The sequence below is a fragment of the Mucilaginibacter lacusdianchii genome, from assembly GCF_009770985.1.
In the GTDB taxonomy this organism is placed as follows: Bacteria; Bacteroidota; Bacteroidia; order Sphingobacteriales; family Sphingobacteriaceae; genus Mucilaginibacter; species Mucilaginibacter lacusdianchii.
Window position 1 is genome coordinate 55,337 of record NZ_WSRW01000003.1, and the last position, 19,373, is coordinate 74,709.

The window sequence follows — 19,373 nt, forward strand, 5'->3', positions numbered from 1 at the left end:
TTATTGCAGCGTTTTCCAGGCAACTTCTATAAGTTTATAACCGCCGGTTGTGCGCAAAAAAGAAAAATGCTCTTGGTAAAGAAATTTGCCTTGGCTGTTGTTGGTAGTGGTTACCACGTCAAATAGGGGATACTTTTGTATGTTGGCGTCGCCACAATCGGTGTAAAAGGTTTTAAACTGGGGTTGAGTAAAGATCATATCGTTAAGCGGCTCACTTAAAATTTGTATTTCAATTTTGCCGGTTTTAATGCGCTGCAGTTTTTTTAGCAGCGCACCATGGTAAGTCTCACCGAAGGTTTGTTTCGATAAAAATTTACGCAGACGATTTTTGAAAAGCCCCTCTACACAAACCAGATCGAACGTGCTAGGCGTTACGTTGTGTTGATTTAGATAGTGTTTATAAAACCACTGTTTAAATTGTTTTTCATAATCAATAAAGGAGTAATAACGCCCATTTTTGCCTTTAAATGAAACACGCAGAGTGGTATCGGCAGCATGATCGCTAATTTGCATGGAATACCAGTTAATATTTTGTAACGCCATAATATCCAAACTGTCGGCTATCAGCCTTCCTTTACTATTAATAAGTGCAGTAGTTCCATTCCAGTACCAGTGTTCGCAAGGGTTTTTAGAATTTACTTCACTACCATCTGCACAAAGGCGTTTACCATTATACAGCACTACTGCAAGCCCGTTATAAAAGGGGCGCGCATCATTATAAATAGTTGGTATAAGTATTTTACCATCGGCTCCAAAAAAACCTACCTTATCTGTTTTAGCATCACGAAACCTGATCTTACCTTCTTGTTCACAGTCATAGCTCATATCTGATACATATAAACTATCACTGCCAACCTTTTTGCCATTTTTGAGAAGATAATATGACTTGCCGTTATTGTATTCGGTAACTGCTATGATGTTTTTGAATATTTTAGCCCGGGTCAATCCATTAAAACGTGGGTTAATCTTGATGCGGCCTTTAGGATTTTTATACCCATACAAATCATCTTTGGCATCGTAAAAACGGTACCAGCGTTCAGCGGTTTGTGCGGCCAATGGCTTGGCATAAAAAAACGCCGATAGTAATATTATGCAAGCCTTTATAATACGCATTGGTGAAATTTTATTTAGCAAAATAATTGTGATTTATCAGTTTCATGCCAAAGGTGAATGCTTTATTAATTTAGAATTTTGTTGAAGTAAAGCTCGTTCCGGTTAAAACCTAAAAAGCACTCTAAATGTTTAAGTTAGCTGAATGGCTAAAGATATAAAAGCGATACAGTGCCCGCATTGCGGCAGTATATACAAAACCGAAACTAAGCCCGATTTTTACCGCTGCCAAAATTGCGGCACCGAATACTTTCTGGACAGTGATGATGTGCATATCTACCATCACCAGCAGTATGTACCGCCTTTGCAAAGCTCGGCCCCGCCAGGTAATACTAAGCTGCCTGTTTATATACTCATAGGCGCTGTTTTATTTATAGTGGGCATTTACTTTGTGGCTATGCATTTTCAGCCAAAAAAAACGAATTATTTTAATACAACCAGCACTTATAAAATTCCCCGCATGAACTATGGCAGTGTTGTTTATACCAATACCGCAACGGGCGATCCGGTTTATTTGCGCATAGGTGCTGAACAGATAGACAAGGGCAATAATAAGACCGAACAAGAAATGCACACGCAATTCAATAATGCTGCAACCGGCAAACTTATTGCAGATCGGGTGATGGATGATGAATATCGCGCTCCCTTGCAATGTGGACTTAAATTTAAAACATTCCAGCCAGACATCAGCTATGCCATTGGCTGCGACGCTACCTTGTTTCAGCTCGATACCAAAAACGACCGTTTGGTAGATATTACCAAAAGTATTTTTAAGGATTTTCCACAACTCAGTTCGGGTGTGGCCAGATTGGAATTTGATTATTATAAGCCGATGATCAACGTTATGGATAATGAGGGCAATAGCTATCATTATTTTCCTACCATCCGTCAATTAGTTAAAAGTGATGAACAAGCAGATAATCTGTGGAAAAAACAATTTGACCGGCATTATTTTGAGTTTGGTTACTTGGGCGATTATTTTGATGATAACAAAGTTAACCAGCTGATTGCAAATAGATATTCCAAACAAACAGGTAAGCTATTGCAACGAGACCTGACGCCCGGTAGAAAATATTTTGATCCTAAAATACTCTACCAGGACGAGCAAAATTTGTTGCTATCGGTTAATACAACTGCGGCGGCTAATCCACCCATTAGTGTACAAAGTATAGATGTACAAACCGGAAAAACAAAATGGGCCTTGCCACCCGACAGGTATTATTTGTCTTCAGTTACCAAATGGAAAAATGGCTTTGCCATTGAATATCGCAAAGACGAAGAGGCTGATTATGTACATGGCGTTTTAGTGGTATCTGACGCCGGAAAATTAGTTTATAACTATCAGCTTAGCCGTACCGAATAATAACAACAGGCAAATTTATTTGCCTTAACTTTAATGATATGGGTTTTACCAATTTTTTTAAAGAGCAGTTTGCAGCAGTTATTGAATGGAAAAATCAGCCGCAGGAGTTGCTGTTTTATAAATATCCATTTAATAGCGATGAGATTAAAAATACCAGTAAGCTGATTATAGCACCCGGACAGGGATGTGTGTTGGTGTACGAGGGCAAAATAACCGGCGTGCTGGATAAGGAAGGCACGTATACCTTGCAAACGGATAACGACCCGTTTATTACCACTTTGTTTAAACTGATGCAGGGTTTTGAAAGTGAACATAAACTGAAAATATACTTCTACCGAAAAGCTGAAATAACCAATCAGGGGTGGGGTACCTCAAGCCGTGTTAAGTATGAAGAGCCGGTTTACCGGTTTCCGGTTAGCTTGGGAGCTTATGGTAACTATTCTTTTAAGCTGATAGATGCAACGTTGTTTTTAACTGAAATAGCTGGACTGACTGACAGTTATACCACAGCGCAAGCCCAAATGTTAATTCAGTCCCGTATCGAACAGCAGCTTACGGTTACGCTGGCTTCCGCTGCCTATTCAATTTTACAAATTGACAGCAAGCTTAATGAACTGGCCGGTGAATTAAAAACACAATTGAACAGCAGCTTTTCGGTACTTGGGTTCGAGCTAACGGACTTAAAAGTGCAAGGCGCATCTTTTGATCAGCAAACACAACAGCAGGTTAATCAAATAGCTAATGCCCGGGCAGGAAGCTTAGCTGCCGAACAGGCGGGGCTAACTTATACGGAGATGGAAAAGCTGCAAGCCCTGCGTGATGCCGCCCGTAATGAAAGCGGCGTTGCAGGTGCTGGCCTGCAATTCAACTTGGGTACTGGCTTAAGTAACATGCCGAACAATGTAAATAGTTCGGCTATTGAAAAGCAGGAAGATGCTGTAGCGCAATTACAAAAATTAAAATCACTTTTAGATCAAGGAATACTTACCCAAGAAGAGTTTAATTCTAAAAAGAAAAATTGGTTAGATAAATTATGATGAAGGTAAAAACTATATTCAGTTGCTTTTTGCTGGTGCTGCTAGCGTTTACGGCATGTCAGCAAAATCCGCAAAATCGTGCGGTTAAAAAGAACCGCATCAAACCCAAAACTCAACCTGCCGTAACCAGCAAAGAAGATCAGATAGTAGATTTGATTATAAACCTGGAAGAAGTAAAGCGGAAAGGTGACCAGGTAGAAAAGCTTAGCAAAGGCAAAAGACACTTATCAACTTACGTTGAAACCGAGCCTACCGCTCAAGACCCCAACTATTGGGTAAAGGTAGCTGAAGACAATGGCGGTAGCCTGGTTACTTATTATACTTTTGCAGTAGACGGCAAAACTAAACAGATACAATACTATGATGTAGTACAAGATACTGTGCTATCGCTCAAACAGTGGCGTCAAACTACACCACTTGCTGAACGATAGCCTATTTGCTTTATAAGCGCTGAGCAGTGTAAAAACGTGTATTAAATTGCGCCAACTAATCAACTTTAGCTAATTGCGATAACGGCATAAAGCCTGTTGTTTCTTTGCCTGCTTTGTTCATATAAGACACAAAGACCCAACTGGTATTGCTGGCTGCAATGTTTTGCATATCAAGCGTTACTTTATCGCCTTTTAGTACATATGCTTTAAGCGGGCTGCCTTTATCAGGCTTTTTGTAAAAGTAAACTTTGGGTACAGTTGCCTGGTAATCTCCTGCTACCGCATCTGTAATTTTGGTATACATGCCATTAAAATCTTCCGTAAGGTGGTCGGTTGCACAATTGGCAAATGATGCTTTGATTTTATCCTGCACCAAACTTAGTGTTACTTTACAAGTGGGTTCATTTTCATCACTATGCAAAACTACTGTGTTGTTTTTGAGCGTACCCTGTCCATAATAACTGCCTGTTTGGGCATTGGCTGAATTCCACCATGAAAAAGCTTCTGCCGTAATTTGATTTCCGCTTTTTTGAAACGAAATAACGCAATAAGCCCCTTTAGGATTCTTTTTCTCATAAGTGCCGCTTTGTGCAAATGCTGATGTTGTGCCCAGTAAAATGCAGGCTGCATATACAATCTTTTTGCTATGCCCTGAAAGTAATGTGTAAAAATCCAAGTAGCGAGTGAATTATTTAAGTTTGTTAGTATACGATGCTCGTTTTGTTCGTAAAATGTATGTGGTAACAGCCGGAACAGGAAGCCAATAGCTCTATTCTAGCCGTTATTTACATACTGCTATTTACCATCAATATAATCACGCAGGTAGCTGCACTCTCCAACGGCTTGTTTATAAAAAGCAGTAGGTTTATATTGGGTCATTTCTTTGAAATACTTGTTTTGCTTTAGTGCTGCCAGGTATTCTTTTTCACGCTTATCATAAGTATCATAATTTATAAAAGAAGGCGCTTCATATTTCTTTTGTTCACATTTAGCAGCCATGAAAGTACACTTAGCTTTAAATTCCTGGTTGTTGCTCAAATCTCGTGCTTTCAGATAATACTGTTTAGCCAAGGTCGTATTAATATAATCCCCGTCATAATAGTATAGCGGTTTTCTGCCAAAATCGTAAGACGACCATTTGTAAGCAATTAACCCCCATGAGTTACCATAGGTGGAGGTGTTGTAAATACCGTTGGCCATTTGATAAAATAAATCTGCATTTTTTGGATCCGACTTCATTTTACTTTCTAATTCGGCCATCTTTTGAGCGAATGTTGATTTTGTATAACGCTTGCCCGAAAAGTGTTTAGGGTAATCGTTTATCCCAACAGAAAACGGATCGCCTTGATAGCTCTCGCCATTGCTGTAATAGTCTTCACCATTATAAAGCGCGTTCTTTATCTTTTTATCTTTAATGCGTTGAAATGCCACCGCCGCTTCCGGATAGTGGTGTTCACGCAATGCGATAGTGCCCAGAAGTTCATAGATCTTATCATTACTCACAGTTTTTAGGTCACTGCTTAAAAAAGACAGATAAGAATTGGTTTGCGGATGTTCTTTCCAATTTATAATTTGTTTTAAATGGTTGGAATGCAAAAAATTAAACCAAAAGTCTGGAATACGCTCGTCAATGTAACCACTGTAGCTTAAAGGGTCGTTATTGCCGGCTTTTAACATGGCTAAGGCGGCTCTTGCCGTATCACCCTGGCGTAGGTAAGCCGGCGCCATTACATAAGTATAAAAATTACGCTCGGTGATGGCAAACCGGTTATAATTTTCGGGCTTTTCCGGGTACTCATTAGTTTTATGCTTACTGGCTTGGTTGGCTTTACCATGTAACCACTGTAAAGACGGAAGTAGAGCGGTTTCATCAACTTCCTTGACTTGTTTAAGGCGCTGGGCTGATAGCAACAACTTAATGATCTGTTTCTGATCTGCCAGGTTGCTGTTTAATGATTGATTGTCTAATTTACGCAGGCTTGCTAATCCATCATCACTTTTGTTTTGCATAAAACACAGGTAGGCGTTTGCAATAGTGCCAATTTGTGGTTCAGCATATTTACCATCGCTGTTAAGCGTAGTACAAAAATTTTTCAACTTTTCAATATGCGCATCATATTTCGCTTTAATACTGTCAGGCACATTGATAAAGAAACTGCCCTGAGTTAACGATTGGGCATTGTTAGAAGGTTTGTTTTTCAAATAGCTGACGGCAAACCAGGTGATACCCAAAATGCCTGCCACCACCAAAATACCACCGGCTATTTTACCAATTGGTTTTTCATTGCTTTTTTTGATAGCTAAAACAAGTACAGTAATACCGGCAACAAAAATAAGGATACCCACAATTAACGGCCATTTGGCTACAGTTGGTGCAGATTGTTGCAGCACTGGCTGACCAGACCGGCTACTGTAGGCTTCATCAGTGTTGTTGGCCAGTGCAGGAGTTACATAGTATTGTTCCAGCTTGTTAATTTCCCGTACCAACAGCACGCCAACCAAAGAAGAGGAAGGTGCATTGGCATAAACCTGTTCCAAAGCATCTGTTTCAATTTCCGGGTTAGCAAAACTTTTGATGGCGTACAGGTTGGCTTTCTCTTCCGGTGTTTGCGCAAGCTTTAATACATCAGTAAATGGCGCTGCTATGTAATGATAATTACGATAAGCCTGTAACCTGCGTTCAGGATAATCGGCAAAAACCTTGGCGAAGAGATAGGCTGCGTGCGTAGTATCGCCTAAGCGTCGTTCTTCGCCGGCTTTTAATGCCAATGCCCATCCCTTTACATGGCTTTTTAATGGTATTTTTGCAATGTGCTGATCGTAAATATCTTTAGCCTGTGCATAATTCTCCGCATAATGATTAAGCTTTTGTGCCTGATACAGATACCGCAGTTTTAAAAAGTTATCGCTCTCATGAAGTGCGGCTTGCTGGGCTGTATCAGCGGTGGCTTTGAGCCCGGCCGTATCCAGCGGTGCGGGTTCCCAATAATTATAACTCGATTGACCTAAATACTCGGCCTGTTGTGCAAATTGGTAATATTTCCTGGCGGCGGCATGCGCCGGATCTTTTAATGCCCACAAAAACTTGTTGGCAGCTAAGCTGTCGGCAACCGGTGGATCTTGTTCAAAAAAATGAACGGCTCTTTCTTTACCGGCACTATCCAGGCCGTACATTATCTTTTCTACATCTCGCGGCTTTACCGTATTGCCCAGATAATTGGCCCACTCTGCAGCGTTTACCGATGCCTCGCTTACCGGTTCTGCATCGGTATAAGTAAATTGGTAATCGGTAAAATAAAACGCGCTATAATTTGCTTTACCCTGAACATCCGGGTGAAAAAAGGACGTATAATAATCATAAGGATCTACTTCGCCTCCGCAAGCCAGTACTATAACTAAGCAGGTTAGCCATACGCCGGTAAGGCTAACGGAATAAAGCAGCAGTTTCTTCCAAAGTTTCATAAGGGTAATGTTTGAGTGATTGTTCGTCTAAGTGAAAGTAAATGATGTTTACGGTATCTGATTTTAGGTACTTTTGAATGTGTTGTGCCGCATGCTGCAACTGATCTCCCGATATAGTTTCCCACCTGATTTCGTCGGCACGTTTAAGTCCGTAGTCCGGCAAGTTTTGCTGTAAAGTGTACAGATGAGGCTCATTTTGGTGAAATAGCTTGTTGTCAGACAACAAAGCCAGGTTTAGTCTCTTAGCTATTCCGGCATATTGTTTTTCCCTGAATACCACCGCCCAGCTAAAAAGCGGCAAGCCTACATCTACCGGCATGGGATATTTGGATAAGTTATGCCCTATATATTTTTCAAGCTCGCTTTGTTCTAAAATTGAATTCTGACTGCCGTACTTCCGCAAATTTCCCATGTTATAACACATCAGCATAACACGGTTAACTGGCGGAATGCCACTGCCTTTTTGGTTTTTAAGCTGGTGCAGGCGTAGGGTGGCCGACAGGTATTTGTTTTTAAGTTGATTATTAGCCTTAATACAATTGAGCAAGTAAAAGTAATTATCACGAGTGGTTTGGGTCCAGTCGCAATCAATTTGCAATTCGTTGAAAGAGGTTTTGCCCGATTGTTTAATTTTCCCGGCAACGTAGTAAACTATTTTTCCGGCTAAATCATCCAGTTGTTTGTGCGTTCGGTTTTTAAGTACTTCATTAACAACAAATACTACCGGAACAATTTGAACAGAATCCGGCAACGGCGTTTTAAACGTAACTGGCGATACCGGTATTGTGTTGCCATCAACAACATCTACATCCATCATTCGCACATACATTTTTTTACAGTGCAGCGTGTCGAAGTATTGCTGTTCTGTTGAACTGATATTATACACCGTTTTCCAAAAGTAAAACGAGGTTTGAACCGTCCTCTTTTTATGGCAGGAAGCCAGTGTTATTAATGTGAGGGCCGTAACTAAGTAAACACGTATGTTAAACTTCGTCATACAAAAATGCGCAACGTTATATTGTTCAAATAGATTATGTTGTTATGGCTCATGATACGCATTGGGAATTTTCAAAGCTATTATGCTACTGAATTATTAAGCTTTTTCTTTTTATAATAAGTAATTACAGAGAATATGATAGTCGAAACCGGAATAACTACAGCTGTTAAAGAAATTCCTAAAAATGCAAAACCGACCGATGGTGTAGCACATTTGGTACCGGGAGGCAAATTGATAATATCAAGGTAGCTGGCCAGTACCGGCAGTACTATGCCCAGCAAAAAGCATATCAGTGTTATTAAAATTATTGATAAACTGATACGCCCGGCAATATGCAGGCTGCATAAAATAATATGCGCTACAGGTGCTGTAATCATTAAAATTAAGCTCAGCAGAAACACCATTGTACCGTTATTTTAACTTAATACAGCAAGGTAGGCTAATGTAACCCTGTTGCTTGAAATAGTTAAGTGTTAAACGTTATTGTTCAATGGTAATGCCGTTAATAGATATTTCCTTGCAGCCAAATGAAATGGATGATGCGCCATATGCATCGCTATAAGAGGATGTTGACATTTGGTCGGCATAACTGTATAAACTGGCTTGCTTGAATTTAATGGTGCGAGTTGGGTTTTTGCCGTAAGTGTCAACTATTGTAATGGTGCCGTCAAACCGGTTTTGCTTTTTAGAAAATACATTAAGCAATTCATCACTGATTTTTTTGGCATCCATTGTAATATACAAAGAGCCTGGATAGTATAAAGGTGATTTGCTTTTGACAGAATCCTTTACAGCTGCCACTGGCGGTGTTTCATCATTACTGCGAGATAAAGAAGTGCTTACAGTGTTTAGGTCGGTAACGATGCTTTTGTCACCATACACCACTGTTAACTGTATCTTAGTGCGGTTTTCATCAGACTGTGCTTGAGTGCTTGTAGCAAAAAGAAGAAACGATAATAATGATAGCGTAAATGCAAATAAGTTTTTCATAGGTTGATTTGAATGAATATGTTGGTAACAAACACTCTTAGTGGTTGTTGGCTTTTGTGTAAATAATTTATGCTATCAGTAAGTATTGCTAAGTAATTGCAGGTAATAGTTTCAATTGTATAGTTTTAGATGCTGATGTTGTTATGTGTTATGGTACAAAAAATGAAGCAGCCCTGTTTTACAGGGCTGCTTCATTTTTAATTGATCTCATCACCTTCTTTTAACTCATCACCGGCGTTGAGCACCAGATGTTCGTTCGGTTTCAGATCTCCGAATACCTCTGTTGAGTCGTGGGTGGTTAAGCCTTCTTTAATATTAATTAATGCTGCTTTACCATCTCGTACAGCTACCACATACTCGCGTTCTGTAGACCGGACAATGGCATTATTGGGTATTAATAACGATTTTGCGCCCGACACCATAGGTATTTCTACCTCGGCATACATGCCTGGCTTGAATTGCTGCTTATTGTTAACAACATCAATTTCAATGGCTTCAGAACGCATGCTTCCCAATGCATTGGCCGACCGGCTGATTTTTCCGGTGTGTTGTTGGCCAGGCATGGCATTAAAGGTGTATTTAACATATCTTTTTAAATCAACTTTATCCACATAGTCTTCCGGTATGTAAACTTCCAGCCTCAATTTACGGGTGTCTTGCAATACCAACATTGGTTGATCGGTTGCTTTACCTGGTGTTACCAAAGCCCCTGGCGATACATTCCGTTGCACAATCATGCCATCAAAGGGAGCATAAATATTTAAATAACCTTGTAAAGTATTTACCGATGTTACATTTGAACGTTCTGAACTGGCCAGCGCGGCATCTGCTTTCATTTTTGCCAAGGCGTTATCTAAATCGAGCGGCGATACCGATCCAGGCTCTTTAGCGGCTTCTTTTAGCCGCTGGTATTTTTCGCTGCTGGCTTGTGCGTTTTCCTGTGCCTGCAAATAGCGTGATTTGGCCGCTTGCACCTGCGACTGCATTTCGGGCGCTTCCAGCCTGATGAGCAGTTGACCTTTTCGTACAACAGAGCCGCGGTCTACAAATACTTCTTTTACAAAGCCGTTCACTTTAGGAAAAAGATTTACCTCGTTAAAAGGTCTTAATTGTCCCGGCAAACGTACCGCGCTTGAAAGTGCCTTTTCGGCTACCGTAGCTAACTGCAATTCGGATGTTTTGCTTTTAGAATTGCTCTCGGTTAAATCTATCGGTTTGTGGTTGCCTGAGCAGGCATATAATGAAGTTGCTGTAACAGCAAGCAAAAATGGTTTTATATATTGTTTCATGATGAGATTAAGCGTTTACAGTTTCCGGTTCAATGGTTGGTTCATTCTCTGGCATTAAGGCCGGCGAGTCGTAGGTAGTTTTATCCTGTACCCAAGCAAATACCAGTGGCAGGATGAATAGGGCAGCAAGCGTGGACGCAATTAATCCTCCAATTACGGCACGGCCAAGTGGTGCAGATTGTTCACCAGCTTCGCCAAGGCCCGAGGCCATGGGTATCATTCCGGCAATCATCGCTAAGCTGGTCATCAATATTGGGCGAAGACGAATGGATGCACTGGTAACCGCAGCCTGGGTCGCATTCCGGTATTCCAACCGAAGCTTTTCTGCATTGGTGACGATAAGGATGGCGTTGGCTACAGATACCCCGGTTGACATTATCATGCCCATGTACGATTGCAGGTTAAGTGTAGAACCGGTTAACAGCAATAAACTCAGCGACCCTAATATTACCGCCGGAACGGTAGAAAGTACGGTAAGTGATACTTTGAAAGACTGGTAGTTGGCAGCCAGAAGCAGGAAGATTACCAGGATGGCAAATAATAAACCGTTTTGCAAGCTGCTCATAGTTTCAGTTAACAGGTTTGACATGCCGCCAATGGTTGCCAGCAATCCTTTAGGCGGCGTACCTGTTTCTTTAAGCGCCTGCGCAACATCTGTAGTAGCTTTGCCTAAATCCTGTTTATAAATATTGGCGCTTACGGTAAGGTAACGGCGAGGGCCGTCGCGGTCATATTCACCAGGAACATATACTGTTTTAAAAGTGGCCACATCACCAAGTACGGGTGTGCTTCGTCCTTTAAGTAACGGTATTTCCCTTAGCTGATCCATATTGTTCATTACATATTCCGGTACCTGCACCTGCACCGAATAGGTATAGGCTCCTTTTTCATCCAGCCATAGGTTCTTTTGGGTAAAACGGCTGGAGGTAGTACTTGCGGTAACGGAATTAGAAATGTCTTTGATATTAATACCGAACTGCGCAGCCTTTAAACGGTCTACGGTAATTGAGATAACGGGAAATTTTAAAGGCTGGTTAATTTGTATATCGCGCAGGTAATCTATCTTTTTAAGCTTTTGGATTACCTTATTTGCATACCCTTCAATCTGCTGCATGTCTTTACCGGCTACCTGCACCTCGATGGGGGTAGACGCACCCTGACTCATAATCTTCTCTGTCATGTCTATGGGCTCAAAAGTGATCTGTAAATCGGGTAATGCCTGACGGATGTTTTTACGCAAGGCATCCTTTAGCTCATCCATGTTGATATGGTAGTCTTCATCCAAATTAACCTGTAATATTGCTTCTTGTGTCCCGGTATTAAAGATGTACAAGTTGCTGCTGCCGTAACTGCTTGGAATCAGGCCAATATAGCCTGAAGTGATTTTTACATGGCCATCTACAGTTTTATTAATGATGTTGAGCACTTGCTTAAACTTGTCTTCCGTCCGTTCCAAACGGGTACCGGCAGGGGCTTTCATCCTAATCTGAAACTGTCCGTTATTAATTTTCGGCATCATGTCTTTGCCGATGAATACAAAACACAATCCGGCCAGCAGGATAACGCCCACCAGATACACTGATATAATTAGTTTTTTTCGCGGTATCATTCGTTCAAGCGACTTGATAAAGCGAAGCTTAACCCTTTCAAAGCCATCATTTTTTTCCGGTTCTTCTACCTCGTGCCGGTAATGCTCATTCACCTGTATTTCCTCGGGGCGGTTTAATGCTTCGCCGGCATGGGCATGCAAGCGGCCATGCTCATAGTGCTGGTATTGCTCTGCCTTAATAAGCCAGTTGCTCATAATTGGTACCAGTGTTTGGGCTACAACATAAGACACGATCATGGTAAGGCCGATGGACATGGAAAGTGGCAAAAACATGGCTTTTGGTACACCGCTCATCATAAATGAAGGTGCAAACACGGCAAGAATACACAGCAGGATAAGCAATAACGGAAAGGAAATTTCTTCACAGGCATCATAAATGGCCAGCCGCTTGGATTTGCCCATTTCCAGGTGCTGATGAATGTTCTCGATAGTAACCGTAGCCTGATCGACTAGAATACCAATAGCCAGCGCCAGCCCGCTTAGCGTCATAATGTTAATGGTTTGCCCGAACAGGCTAAGCAGCAACACCCCTATAAGGATAGAAACCGGTATAGTAATCACCACAATTAAACTGCTGCGCCAATCACGCAAAAACAGCAGTACCATTAATCCGGTCAGCAATGCGCCTAAGCCGCCTTCGGTCATCAAACTCTCTACAGCATTCACTACAAATACCGATTGGTCAAACTCGTATGAGAGCTTTACATCATCCGGCAGCAGCGATTGCATTTCGGGTAGTTTCGATTTTAAATCCTGCACCACCGACCATGTAGAGGCATCTGCTGTTTTCACCACCGGAATGTAAACAGAGCGTTTGCCATTAATCAGGGCATAGTCAACCGTAATATCTGCTGCATCGGCTACACGGGCAAAATCTCTCATAAAAATAGGTACGCCGTTTTGCGTTTTCACCGGGATGTTGCCAAAGTTATCGGCACTTTTAATCAGTGAGTTCATAGAGGTCAGATACATCGTATTATCCATTCGCAAGTTTCCGGATGGTGCCATGACGTTAAACTTCGATAACGCGTCCACCACTTCGTCGGGCGTAAGGTTTAAACTGCGCAGTTTATCTGGATTAACGTTAATGGTTATTGACCTTGCATTGGCGCCAAAAGGAGGGGGGGCAGATAAACCCGGAATGGTAGAAAACATGGGCCGTATACGGGTAGCGGCCAAATCATAAATATCCTTCAGCGGCTTTGACGGACTGGAAAACACCAGTTGGCCTACCGGCAATGAGGATGCATCAAAACGAATTACTTGTGGAGGCAAAGCACCTGGTGGAAAAAAGCTGGTTGCCCGGTTTACCTGTAATGCAACTTGGGCAGAGGCCTCAGCCATATTGGTGCTCTCGTAAAAGGTAAGTTTAATAAGCGTTAGCCCTTGAATATTTTTACTGGTAATACTTTTTACACCATTAATGTATAGGAACTGATTTTGCAAACCGGTTGAAAAAAAACCTTCCATTTGCTGAGCCGACATACCACCATATGATTCAATGACGTAAATTGTAGGCAGATTTAACTGCGGAAAAATATCTATCGGTATTTTAAGTGCGCTGAGTACTGCAAAAATTAAAAGGCTGAGCGTTATCACTATGGTAGTGACAGGCCTTTTTAATGCAGATGTGACCATTGACATAGCTGTTTATTTTAATGTATTTAACAAGGTGTTAACTTGGTTATCGGTAATAGCCTCGCGAAACAATGCGTTGGTATAGGCATATTTGGCTTGCGCATAATCCGTTTCGGCACGATACAAAATATTTAATGCAGCGTTAAGCTCGATGATATCGGTAAGGCCGTTTTTGTATAGGGATAACTTTTGGCGATAGCCTGCATTGGCAGCACGAAGCTGATTAGGAATTTCATGTAGCCGCTCACGAGCCGTTTGCAACTCTGTTTGTGCTTGTGTAGCACTGCTGGCAAGTGCTATTTTCTGTTCATTTAGCTGTCGCTGTGCAAAGTTGCTGGCTGCCTTTTGCGTGCGCAGTTTTAATTGTTTTCGCCTCAGATCAAAGAGGTTATAAGAAACGCTCAGTCCAACAAGATAATTGCCGCGATCAAAATTAAAGCCGCTATTTACCGGCCCGAAATTATCATTAGCATCAACGCTCGATCCACGTCCCCAGGCTGCAGCTTCCAACAGTATTTTAGGGTTGTATTGCTTTTTCACAAGCTCTTCGCGTTGCACACTGTTTTGGTATAACGACTTGTAATAGTTAATCAGTGGATGAGTTGCAGTATCAGGCAGTAAAGGTTGTATTGATGTGGCCTGAGTAAGCAACTGGTTTTGAGCCAAAGTGTCCGCAACAATTGCCTGTGCCGGAAGTCCGCTTACGGCCGAAATCTGCTGTTGTAATTGCCGGTACTGGTTACGAAGTTCAATATAATTCAACCTCGCTTTAGAAAGTTCTGCTTCGGCTATACTGGTATCTACCCCCGGTCTTACACCACTTTTAGCCAAAGCGTAAATAGAGCGTTTAATTTGATCGTTACGTTGGATATTCCGTTGCTGAATGGAAAGGTAATTTTGCAAACGGGCCAGCTGCAGATAGGCACTAATTACAGAAGACTGCAACTGGTATTTGGATTGTGCATAGCGGCTTTGTTCTATTTTAATTTCAGAATTAGCTACGCGGTTTTGTGCACCATAAGCGCCAAAGTTGTAAATTTCCCAGTCAAGCGCAGCAATGCCTAGGTTGTCGCCCGTTGCTGTACTATTACTTCCCAGTCGTACACCTCGTGAGTTGGATGGGATGATACCAAAGCCAAAATAAGGGCCCGCTACATTGTTGTTGGTACCGATATCTGCCTGGTAATTTAATTTAAGATTGGGCAGCCAGTTATTTCGAGTTTCGGCGGCCTGAGCCTGGCGTATGGAAATAGCTGCTGAATCTGTAAGCAGCGAAGGTGCTTTCTGATCAACCTCGCTGAGTAACTGTTTTAATGATATTGGGGTGGTTTGCTGAGCAACGGTATGTAAACAAAATAACAAGCATACTATTAGGCCAGCAACTTTTTTAAAGTCTGACATTTGAAACTTTTAGAAATTAATACTTGATTGAATAGCTCAAAAATGGCACTAAGCCATGTGACTAATACAGTAAGAATTCCTGAAATCAGATAGTAAGTTTACCGGTAAACAAGTACGTTTTGCTGCCGTATTCAGCATCCGTTAAAATGATGCAGACCGGGCTTTTTTGTATTTGTTTGAATAGAAAAGCAAATGGGAATAAAAGCGACAACAGCAATGCAATGCTGATCGTGTTTTTTTGCGGAGGGTTGGAAATTCTGTATTGAAAGCTGGCCTTTTCCTTCTCAGAGTCTTCCAGAAATTCAGGCTTACGTTTGGTAAAAGCCTTAACTAATACCAACCGGCGGTTATGAACATGTTGTAATCCATTTAATGTATTAAAACCTATAAACGGCTTGGCAATAAACAGCAAAGCTGCTATTGCCAATATGAGTTTTATAGCTTTTAAATAATGCATTATTACAAAGTTGATTAAAAATATGAACGCTGCATCAACCGTAACACCTTTGTTGCAATGTGAATAATTTAAATTGGACTTGTTGAGCCAGCGGTTGCTGCACAAGTAATCATCACCTTAATTATTGTGTTGTATGTTGTTAAAAGTAACAAACTTTGGCGAACAAAGACACCGCAATTAATACAGTCCGCAGGCTTTATAATAATAATGGGCGTTTTTGTTTTGGTGTATTACAACGATATTTCCAGCCTTATCTAAACTATGGAAATATTTAATATTCTAAAAGTAGTTACCTTTACTCTCCATCCGGCATGATTCTACTCATCAGAATAGAGCCATTCGGGTGAAGTGAAAAAGATAATTTGAGTTTTGCATTTAACGTGGTAAGCGCAAATATTATTTATGAAAAAAATCGGATTTTTATCATTCGGGCATTGGTCTAACCATCCTGCCTATCAAACTCAAACGGCGGGGGATACCTTGCTACAGTCTATCGACTTGGCTGTTGCTGCAGAAGAAATTGGTTTGGACGGTGCTTATTTCCGCGTGCATCATTTTGCACGGCAGTTGGCGTCACCATTTCCTTTACTTTCGGCAATTGGTGCTAAAACCAGCAAAATAGAAATCGGGACGGGTGTAATAGATATGCGGTACGAGAATCCTATGTATATGGTTGAAGATGCGGGTGCTGCCGATTTAATTTCTGGCGGGCGTTTACAACTAGGCATCAGCCGGGGTTCGCCGGAGCAGGTTATTGACGGCTGGCGCTACTTTGGTTATGAACCTGCCGACGGAGAAAACGACGCAGATATGGGACGCCAAAAAGCACTGGAATTTTTAGATAAGCTACAAGGCGTCGGGTTTGCACAGCCCAACCCTTACCCAATGTTTCCAAATCCGCCTGGCTTACTGCGCTTGGAGCCATACTCGGAAGGGTTGCGCGAGCGCATTTGGTGGGGAGCTGCATCTAATGCCACCGCCGTTTGGGCAGCCGAAAACGGCATGCACCTGCAAAGCTCTACCCTGAAATTTGACGAAAGCGGCAAGCCGTTTCATATTCAGCAGGCCGAACAAATCAGGGTATACAAAGAGGCATGGAAAAAAGCCGGGCACCAGCACGAGCCACGGGTTTCGGTAAGCCGATCCATTTTTGCATTGGTAACCGATCAGGACCGGTACTACTTTGGGCAGCAAGCCAAAGGTGGTGATAGTTTCGGGTATATTGAAAGTGACAAGCGCGCCATTTTCGGGAAAAGCTATGCAGCCGAGCCTGATCAGCTTATTAAAGAACTAGCCAAAGATGAGGCCATTCAGGAGGCCGATACTCTGCTTTTGACTATACCCAACACCTTAGGCGTTGATTATAATGTACATGTGCTATCGGCAATTTTCGAGCATGTAGCCCCGGCATTGGGCTGGCGATAAAAAGCTGTCTATCCAGTAGTTAAAATGGAATATTTATTACCTTTTTAAGGTTTACTTTCTTGTTGATTGGCTTTATAAGCCAATCAACAAGTTGTTTAGCAGCAGCTGAAAATATTTTACGATATGAGTATTCTCCGCTCATTAAACATTGCTACTTCTCATTAATGATCTTGCGCTTACTAGGGCTAGCAACGTAACAACACCTGCTATGGCAAGGTAATAACCCACGTATGGTAAGCCGTATTTGGTGGCCAGTGTGGTTGCCAGGTAAGGTGTAAGCGAAGCGCCCAAAATACCTGCTAAGGTAAAGGCCAGCGATGCGCCTGTGTAGCGAACTGCCGGCGGAAATATTTCTGCCAGCGCCGTGCCTATCGGCCCGTAAGTTAATCCCATCAAAAACATGCCCAGTGATAAAAATACGGCAGTCATTATTACCGAGCCCGTTGTAAATAGGGACGCAAAAAATATCCCGAAAAGAATGATACAAATGGTTGCAATGATAAGCATTTTGTTACGGCCGTAACGGTCGGCTATTACGGCAGAAAGCGGTATACCCATAGCAAAAAATAACATGGAAATCATTTGCATCACCAAAAAAGTTGCTTTTGTATAATGCAAGGCCGCGGTGCCCCAGCTTAGCGTAAACACGGTCATCAGGTAAAACAACAAAAAGGTGGTGATAGTAATTAATGTACCCAGGATAATGGCCTTTGTATTTTTTAAAAACACGTCAGCAATCGGCACTTTAGCCTTACTGTCGGTGTCAATAACCGCCATAAATTCGGGTGTTTCGGTAATGCGTAAACGCACAAACAGACCCAGCCATACTAATACCGCACTCGCAATGAACGGAATCCGCCATCCGTAATTCAAAAAATCTGCATCGCTCATGATTTTGCCCAGCAGAAAGAATACCCCTGTTGAGAGTAAGAATCCTATTGGTGCGCCTAGTTGAGGAAACATACCGTACCATGCTTTTTTATGCGCGGGTGCGTTTTCCGTAGCTAGTAATACAGCGCCTCCCCATTCGCCACCCAGGCCAAGACCTTGTCCAAATCTAAATAATGCCAGCAATATCGGCGCAGCAATGCCGATAGTATGATAACCCGGCAACAATCCAATAGCAACTGTTGATGGTCCCATGGTCATCAGTGCTGCAACCAAAGTTGCTTTTCTTCCTTTACGGTCGCCAAAGTGACCGAATATAGCCGCGCCCAAAGGGCGTGCAAAAAATGCAAGTGCAAAAGTTGCCAAAGACTCCAATGTTGCAGAAGTTGGATCAGCAGTCGGAAAAAATAGTTTAGGAAAAATCAATACCGCAGCTGTGGCATAAATATAAAAGTCAAAAAACTCGATTGTGGTACCAATAAGGCTGGCTGTAAGGATGCGGCCTACAGGATTACCAGGGGACGAATGCGGATTCATAAAACCAAATGTATAAAATCCTAAAACAGTTTTGGGTTCACTTTTCAATTCTCATCTAAAATATTCTGTTATCGTATTGCATCTGCAAAAACAGAAGTTGTATAATAAGATTTAAGGTCATCTACCGCTTATGGGCACTAAATACAGGAATATTAATATATTTGGCGGTATTACATAATCTCTAAATCATAAACACATTTAGCCATGGAAAAATTAGCAGAATTGAAAGCGCTGTTAGAAACAGCTGAAAAAGAAGGAGCGGCCTTTTATGAAAAAAACAATAAAGCCGCAGGTACCCGTTTGCGTAATGCCTTACAAGAAATAAAGGTATTGGCAACAGACCTAAGAAAAGACGTTACTGAAAAAAAGAACGCAGCAAAGTAATCCTGCTGATTGTATCATGAAAAGCTGTACCATAATAGGTGCGGCTTTTTTCATAAGTATATTACTTGATCCCTCTTTTCAATTTTAACCCTTCGGTTCGAAAAATTGAAGCCACTACGTTTCATTAAAATCATTACCTTTCCATTTTAACTGCATTGCGTTAGATTGTATCTGAAACGGCGGATTGCAGGTAAACAAACTAACCATGTTAAATAATTAACAAAAGCAGTTTTTGCTTAATTGTTTAATATGGTTTTATACCGGTTACTGCAGCTGCTTGTCAATAGGGTGTTGCAATGGAAAGCATGTTGTTCTGAATCGGGAATTACACTAGACTTTGTCTTTTATTAAATAT

General features: G+C 41.7%; 16 protein-coding genes. 5 read left to right on the forward strand and 11 right to left on the reverse strand.

From position 1 onward, the window contains the following. A complete protein-coding gene (locus GPM24_RS13915; protein WP_158827422.1) occupies window positions 1-1,113 on the reverse strand; it encodes a WG repeat-containing protein in 1,113 nt (370 codons plus the stop codon). Between the two features lie 142 nt (window positions 1,114-1,255). Between GPM24_RS13915 and GPM24_RS13920 the strand changes: the two genes are divergently transcribed. Genes GPM24_RS13920 through GPM24_RS13930 form a run of 3 tightly spaced genes read left to right on the forward strand, consistent with a single transcriptional unit; the run spans window position 1,256 to window position 3,941 of the window. Beyond that, window positions 1,256-2,473 carry a hypothetical protein gene (locus tag GPM24_RS13920; protein WP_158827423.1) on the forward strand — a complete coding sequence of 406 codons (1,218 nt, stop codon included), beginning with the start codon at window positions 1,256-1,258 and terminating at the stop codon, window positions 2,471-2,473. 38 nt (window positions 2,474-2,511) lie between these two features. Beyond that, the gene (locus GPM24_RS13925; RefSeq protein ID WP_158827424.1) at window positions 2,512-3,510 is read left to right on the forward strand and encodes an SPFH domain-containing protein; all 999 of its coding nucleotides are present in this window, start codon (window positions 2,512-2,514) and stop codon (window positions 3,508-3,510) included. Next, entirely contained in the window at window positions 3,507-3,941 is a 435-nt protein-coding gene (locus GPM24_RS13930; RefSeq protein WP_158827425.1) for a hypothetical protein, read from the forward strand. Before GPM24_RS13925 ends, GPM24_RS13930 begins: the two co-directional genes overlap by 4 nt. Before the next feature lie 55 nt (window positions 3,942-3,996). Here the strand turns inward: GPM24_RS13930 and GPM24_RS13935 are convergent, their stop codons facing one another. The 9 genes from GPM24_RS13935 to GPM24_RS13975 all read right to left on the reverse strand — a co-directional run bounded on the left by GPM24_RS13935 (window position 3,997) and on the right by GPM24_RS13975 (window position 15,784). After that, window positions 3,997-4,617 (reverse strand): hypothetical protein, encoded by a 621-nt coding sequence (locus tag GPM24_RS13935; RefSeq protein WP_158827426.1) that lies wholly within the window; start codon window positions 4,615-4,617, stop codon window positions 3,997-3,999. 119 nt (window positions 4,618-4,736) lie between these two features. Continuing rightward, window positions 4,737-7,403 (reverse strand): hypothetical protein, encoded by a 2,667-nt coding sequence (locus tag GPM24_RS13940; protein ID WP_158827427.1) that lies wholly within the window; start codon window positions 7,401-7,403, stop codon window positions 4,737-4,739. After that, entirely contained in the window at window positions 7,366-8,400 is a 1,035-nt protein-coding gene (locus GPM24_RS13945) for a hypothetical protein (RefSeq protein ID WP_199269764.1), read from the reverse strand. The genes GPM24_RS13940 and GPM24_RS13945 overlap by 38 nt, the downstream gene beginning before the upstream one ends. 80 nt (window positions 8,401-8,480) lie before the next feature. Beyond that, window positions 8,481-8,777 carry a hypothetical protein gene (locus GPM24_RS13950; RefSeq protein ID WP_158827428.1) on the reverse strand — a complete coding sequence of 99 codons (297 nt, stop codon included), beginning with the start codon at window positions 8,775-8,777 and terminating at the stop codon, window positions 8,481-8,483. Window positions 8,778-8,880: 103 nt separating this feature from the next. Beyond that, the gene (gene tssD, locus GPM24_RS13955; RefSeq protein WP_158827429.1) at window positions 8,881-9,390 is read right to left on the reverse strand and encodes a type VI secretion system tube protein TssD; all 510 of its coding nucleotides are present in this window, start codon (window positions 9,388-9,390) and stop codon (window positions 8,881-8,883) included. 197 nt (window positions 9,391-9,587) lie between these two features. Beyond that, window positions 9,588-10,679 carry an efflux RND transporter periplasmic adaptor subunit gene (locus GPM24_RS13960; protein WP_158827430.1) on the reverse strand — a complete coding sequence of 364 codons (1,092 nt, stop codon included), beginning with the start codon at window positions 10,677-10,679 and terminating at the stop codon, window positions 9,588-9,590. A 7-nt stretch (window positions 10,680-10,686) separates the two neighbouring features. Continuing rightward, window positions 10,687-13,932 carry an efflux RND transporter permease subunit gene (locus GPM24_RS13965; protein WP_158827431.1) on the reverse strand — a complete coding sequence of 1,082 codons (3,246 nt, stop codon included), beginning with the start codon at window positions 13,930-13,932 and terminating at the stop codon, window positions 10,687-10,689. Between the two features lie 6 nt (window positions 13,933-13,938). Next, window positions 13,939-15,327 carry a TolC family protein gene (locus GPM24_RS13970; RefSeq protein ID WP_158827432.1) on the reverse strand — a complete coding sequence of 463 codons (1,389 nt, stop codon included), beginning with the start codon at window positions 15,325-15,327 and terminating at the stop codon, window positions 13,939-13,941. Window positions 15,328-15,412: 85 nt separating this feature from the next. Continuing rightward, complete coding sequence (locus GPM24_RS13975; protein ID WP_158827433.1) at window positions 15,413-15,784, reverse strand: hypothetical protein; 372 nt, start codon at window positions 15,782-15,784, stop codon at window positions 15,413-15,415. A gap of 402 nt (window positions 15,785-16,186) precedes the next feature. Here GPM24_RS13975 and GPM24_RS13980 point away from each other — a divergent pair, with 402 nt between their 5' ends. Then, complete coding sequence (locus GPM24_RS13980; protein WP_158827434.1) at window positions 16,187-17,209, forward strand: LLM class flavin-dependent oxidoreductase; 1,023 nt, start codon at window positions 16,187-16,189, stop codon at window positions 17,207-17,209. Between the two features lie 141 nt (window positions 17,210-17,350). Here GPM24_RS13980 and GPM24_RS13985 read toward each other — a convergent pair whose 3' ends face one another. Continuing rightward, on the reverse strand, window positions 17,351-18,634 hold the full coding sequence (locus tag GPM24_RS13985; RefSeq protein ID WP_158827435.1) for an MFS transporter: 1,284 nt from the start codon (window positions 18,632-18,634) through the stop codon (window positions 17,351-17,353). A 204-nt stretch (window positions 18,635-18,838) separates the two neighbouring features. Here GPM24_RS13985 and GPM24_RS13990 point away from each other — a divergent pair, with 204 nt between their 5' ends. Then, window positions 18,839-19,018: a BF3379 family histone-like protein gene (locus GPM24_RS13990; protein WP_158827436.1), complete on the forward strand. Its 180-nt coding sequence runs from the start codon at window positions 18,839-18,841 to the stop codon at window positions 19,016-19,018. Window positions 19,019-19,373 lie beyond the last annotated feature (355 nt).

What these genes read in the sequence shown, in the direction of transcription:
- GPM24_RS13915 (WP_158827422.1), bottom strand. Translation starts at nt 1,113, where the DNA reads ATGCGTATTATAAAGGCTTGCATAATATTACTATCGGCGTTTTTTTAT.
- GPM24_RS13920 (WP_158827423.1), top strand. Translation starts at nt 1,256, where the DNA reads ATGGCTAAAGATATAAAAGCGATACAGTGCCCGCATTGCGGCAGTATA.
- GPM24_RS13925 (WP_158827424.1), top strand. Translation starts at nt 2,512, where the DNA reads ATGGGTTTTACCAATTTTTTTAAAGAGCAGTTTGCAGCAGTTATTGAA.
- GPM24_RS13930 (WP_158827425.1), top strand. Translation starts at nt 3,507, where the DNA reads ATGATGAAGGTAAAAACTATATTCAGTTGCTTTTTGCTGGTGCTGCTA.
- GPM24_RS13940 (WP_158827427.1), bottom strand. Translation starts at nt 7,403, where the DNA reads ATGAAACTTTGGAAGAAACTGCTGCTTTATTCCGTTAGCCTTACCGGC.
- GPM24_RS13945 (WP_199269764.1), bottom strand. Translation starts at nt 8,400, where the DNA reads ATGACGAAGTTTAACATACGTGTTTACTTAGTTACGGCCCTCACATTA.
- GPM24_RS13950 (WP_158827428.1), bottom strand. Translation starts at nt 8,777, where the DNA reads ATGATTACAGCACCTGTAGCGCATATTATTTTATGCAGCCTGCATATT.
- tssD (WP_158827429.1), bottom strand. Translation starts at nt 9,390, where the DNA reads ATGAAAAACTTATTTGCATTTACGCTATCATTATTATCGTTTCTTCTT.
- GPM24_RS13960 (WP_158827430.1), bottom strand. Translation starts at nt 10,679, where the DNA reads ATGAAACAATATATAAAACCATTTTTGCTTGCTGTTACAGCAACTTCA.
- GPM24_RS13965 (WP_158827431.1), bottom strand. Translation starts at nt 13,932, where the DNA reads ATGTCAATGGTCACATCTGCATTAAAAAGGCCTGTCACTACCATAGTG.
- GPM24_RS13970 (WP_158827432.1), bottom strand. Translation starts at nt 15,327, where the DNA reads ATGTCAGACTTTAAAAAAGTTGCTGGCCTAATAGTATGCTTGTTATTT.
- GPM24_RS13975 (WP_158827433.1), bottom strand. Translation starts at nt 15,784, where the DNA reads ATGCATTATTTAAAAGCTATAAAACTCATATTGGCAATAGCAGCTTTG.
- GPM24_RS13980 (WP_158827434.1), top strand. Translation starts at nt 16,187, where the DNA reads ATGAAAAAAATCGGATTTTTATCATTCGGGCATTGGTCTAACCATCCT.
- GPM24_RS13985 (WP_158827435.1), bottom strand. Translation starts at nt 18,634, where the DNA reads ATGAATCCGCATTCGTCCCCTGGTAATCCTGTAGGCCGCATCCTTACA.
- GPM24_RS13990 (WP_158827436.1), top strand. Translation starts at nt 18,839, where the DNA reads ATGGAAAAATTAGCAGAATTGAAAGCGCTGTTAGAAACAGCTGAAAAA.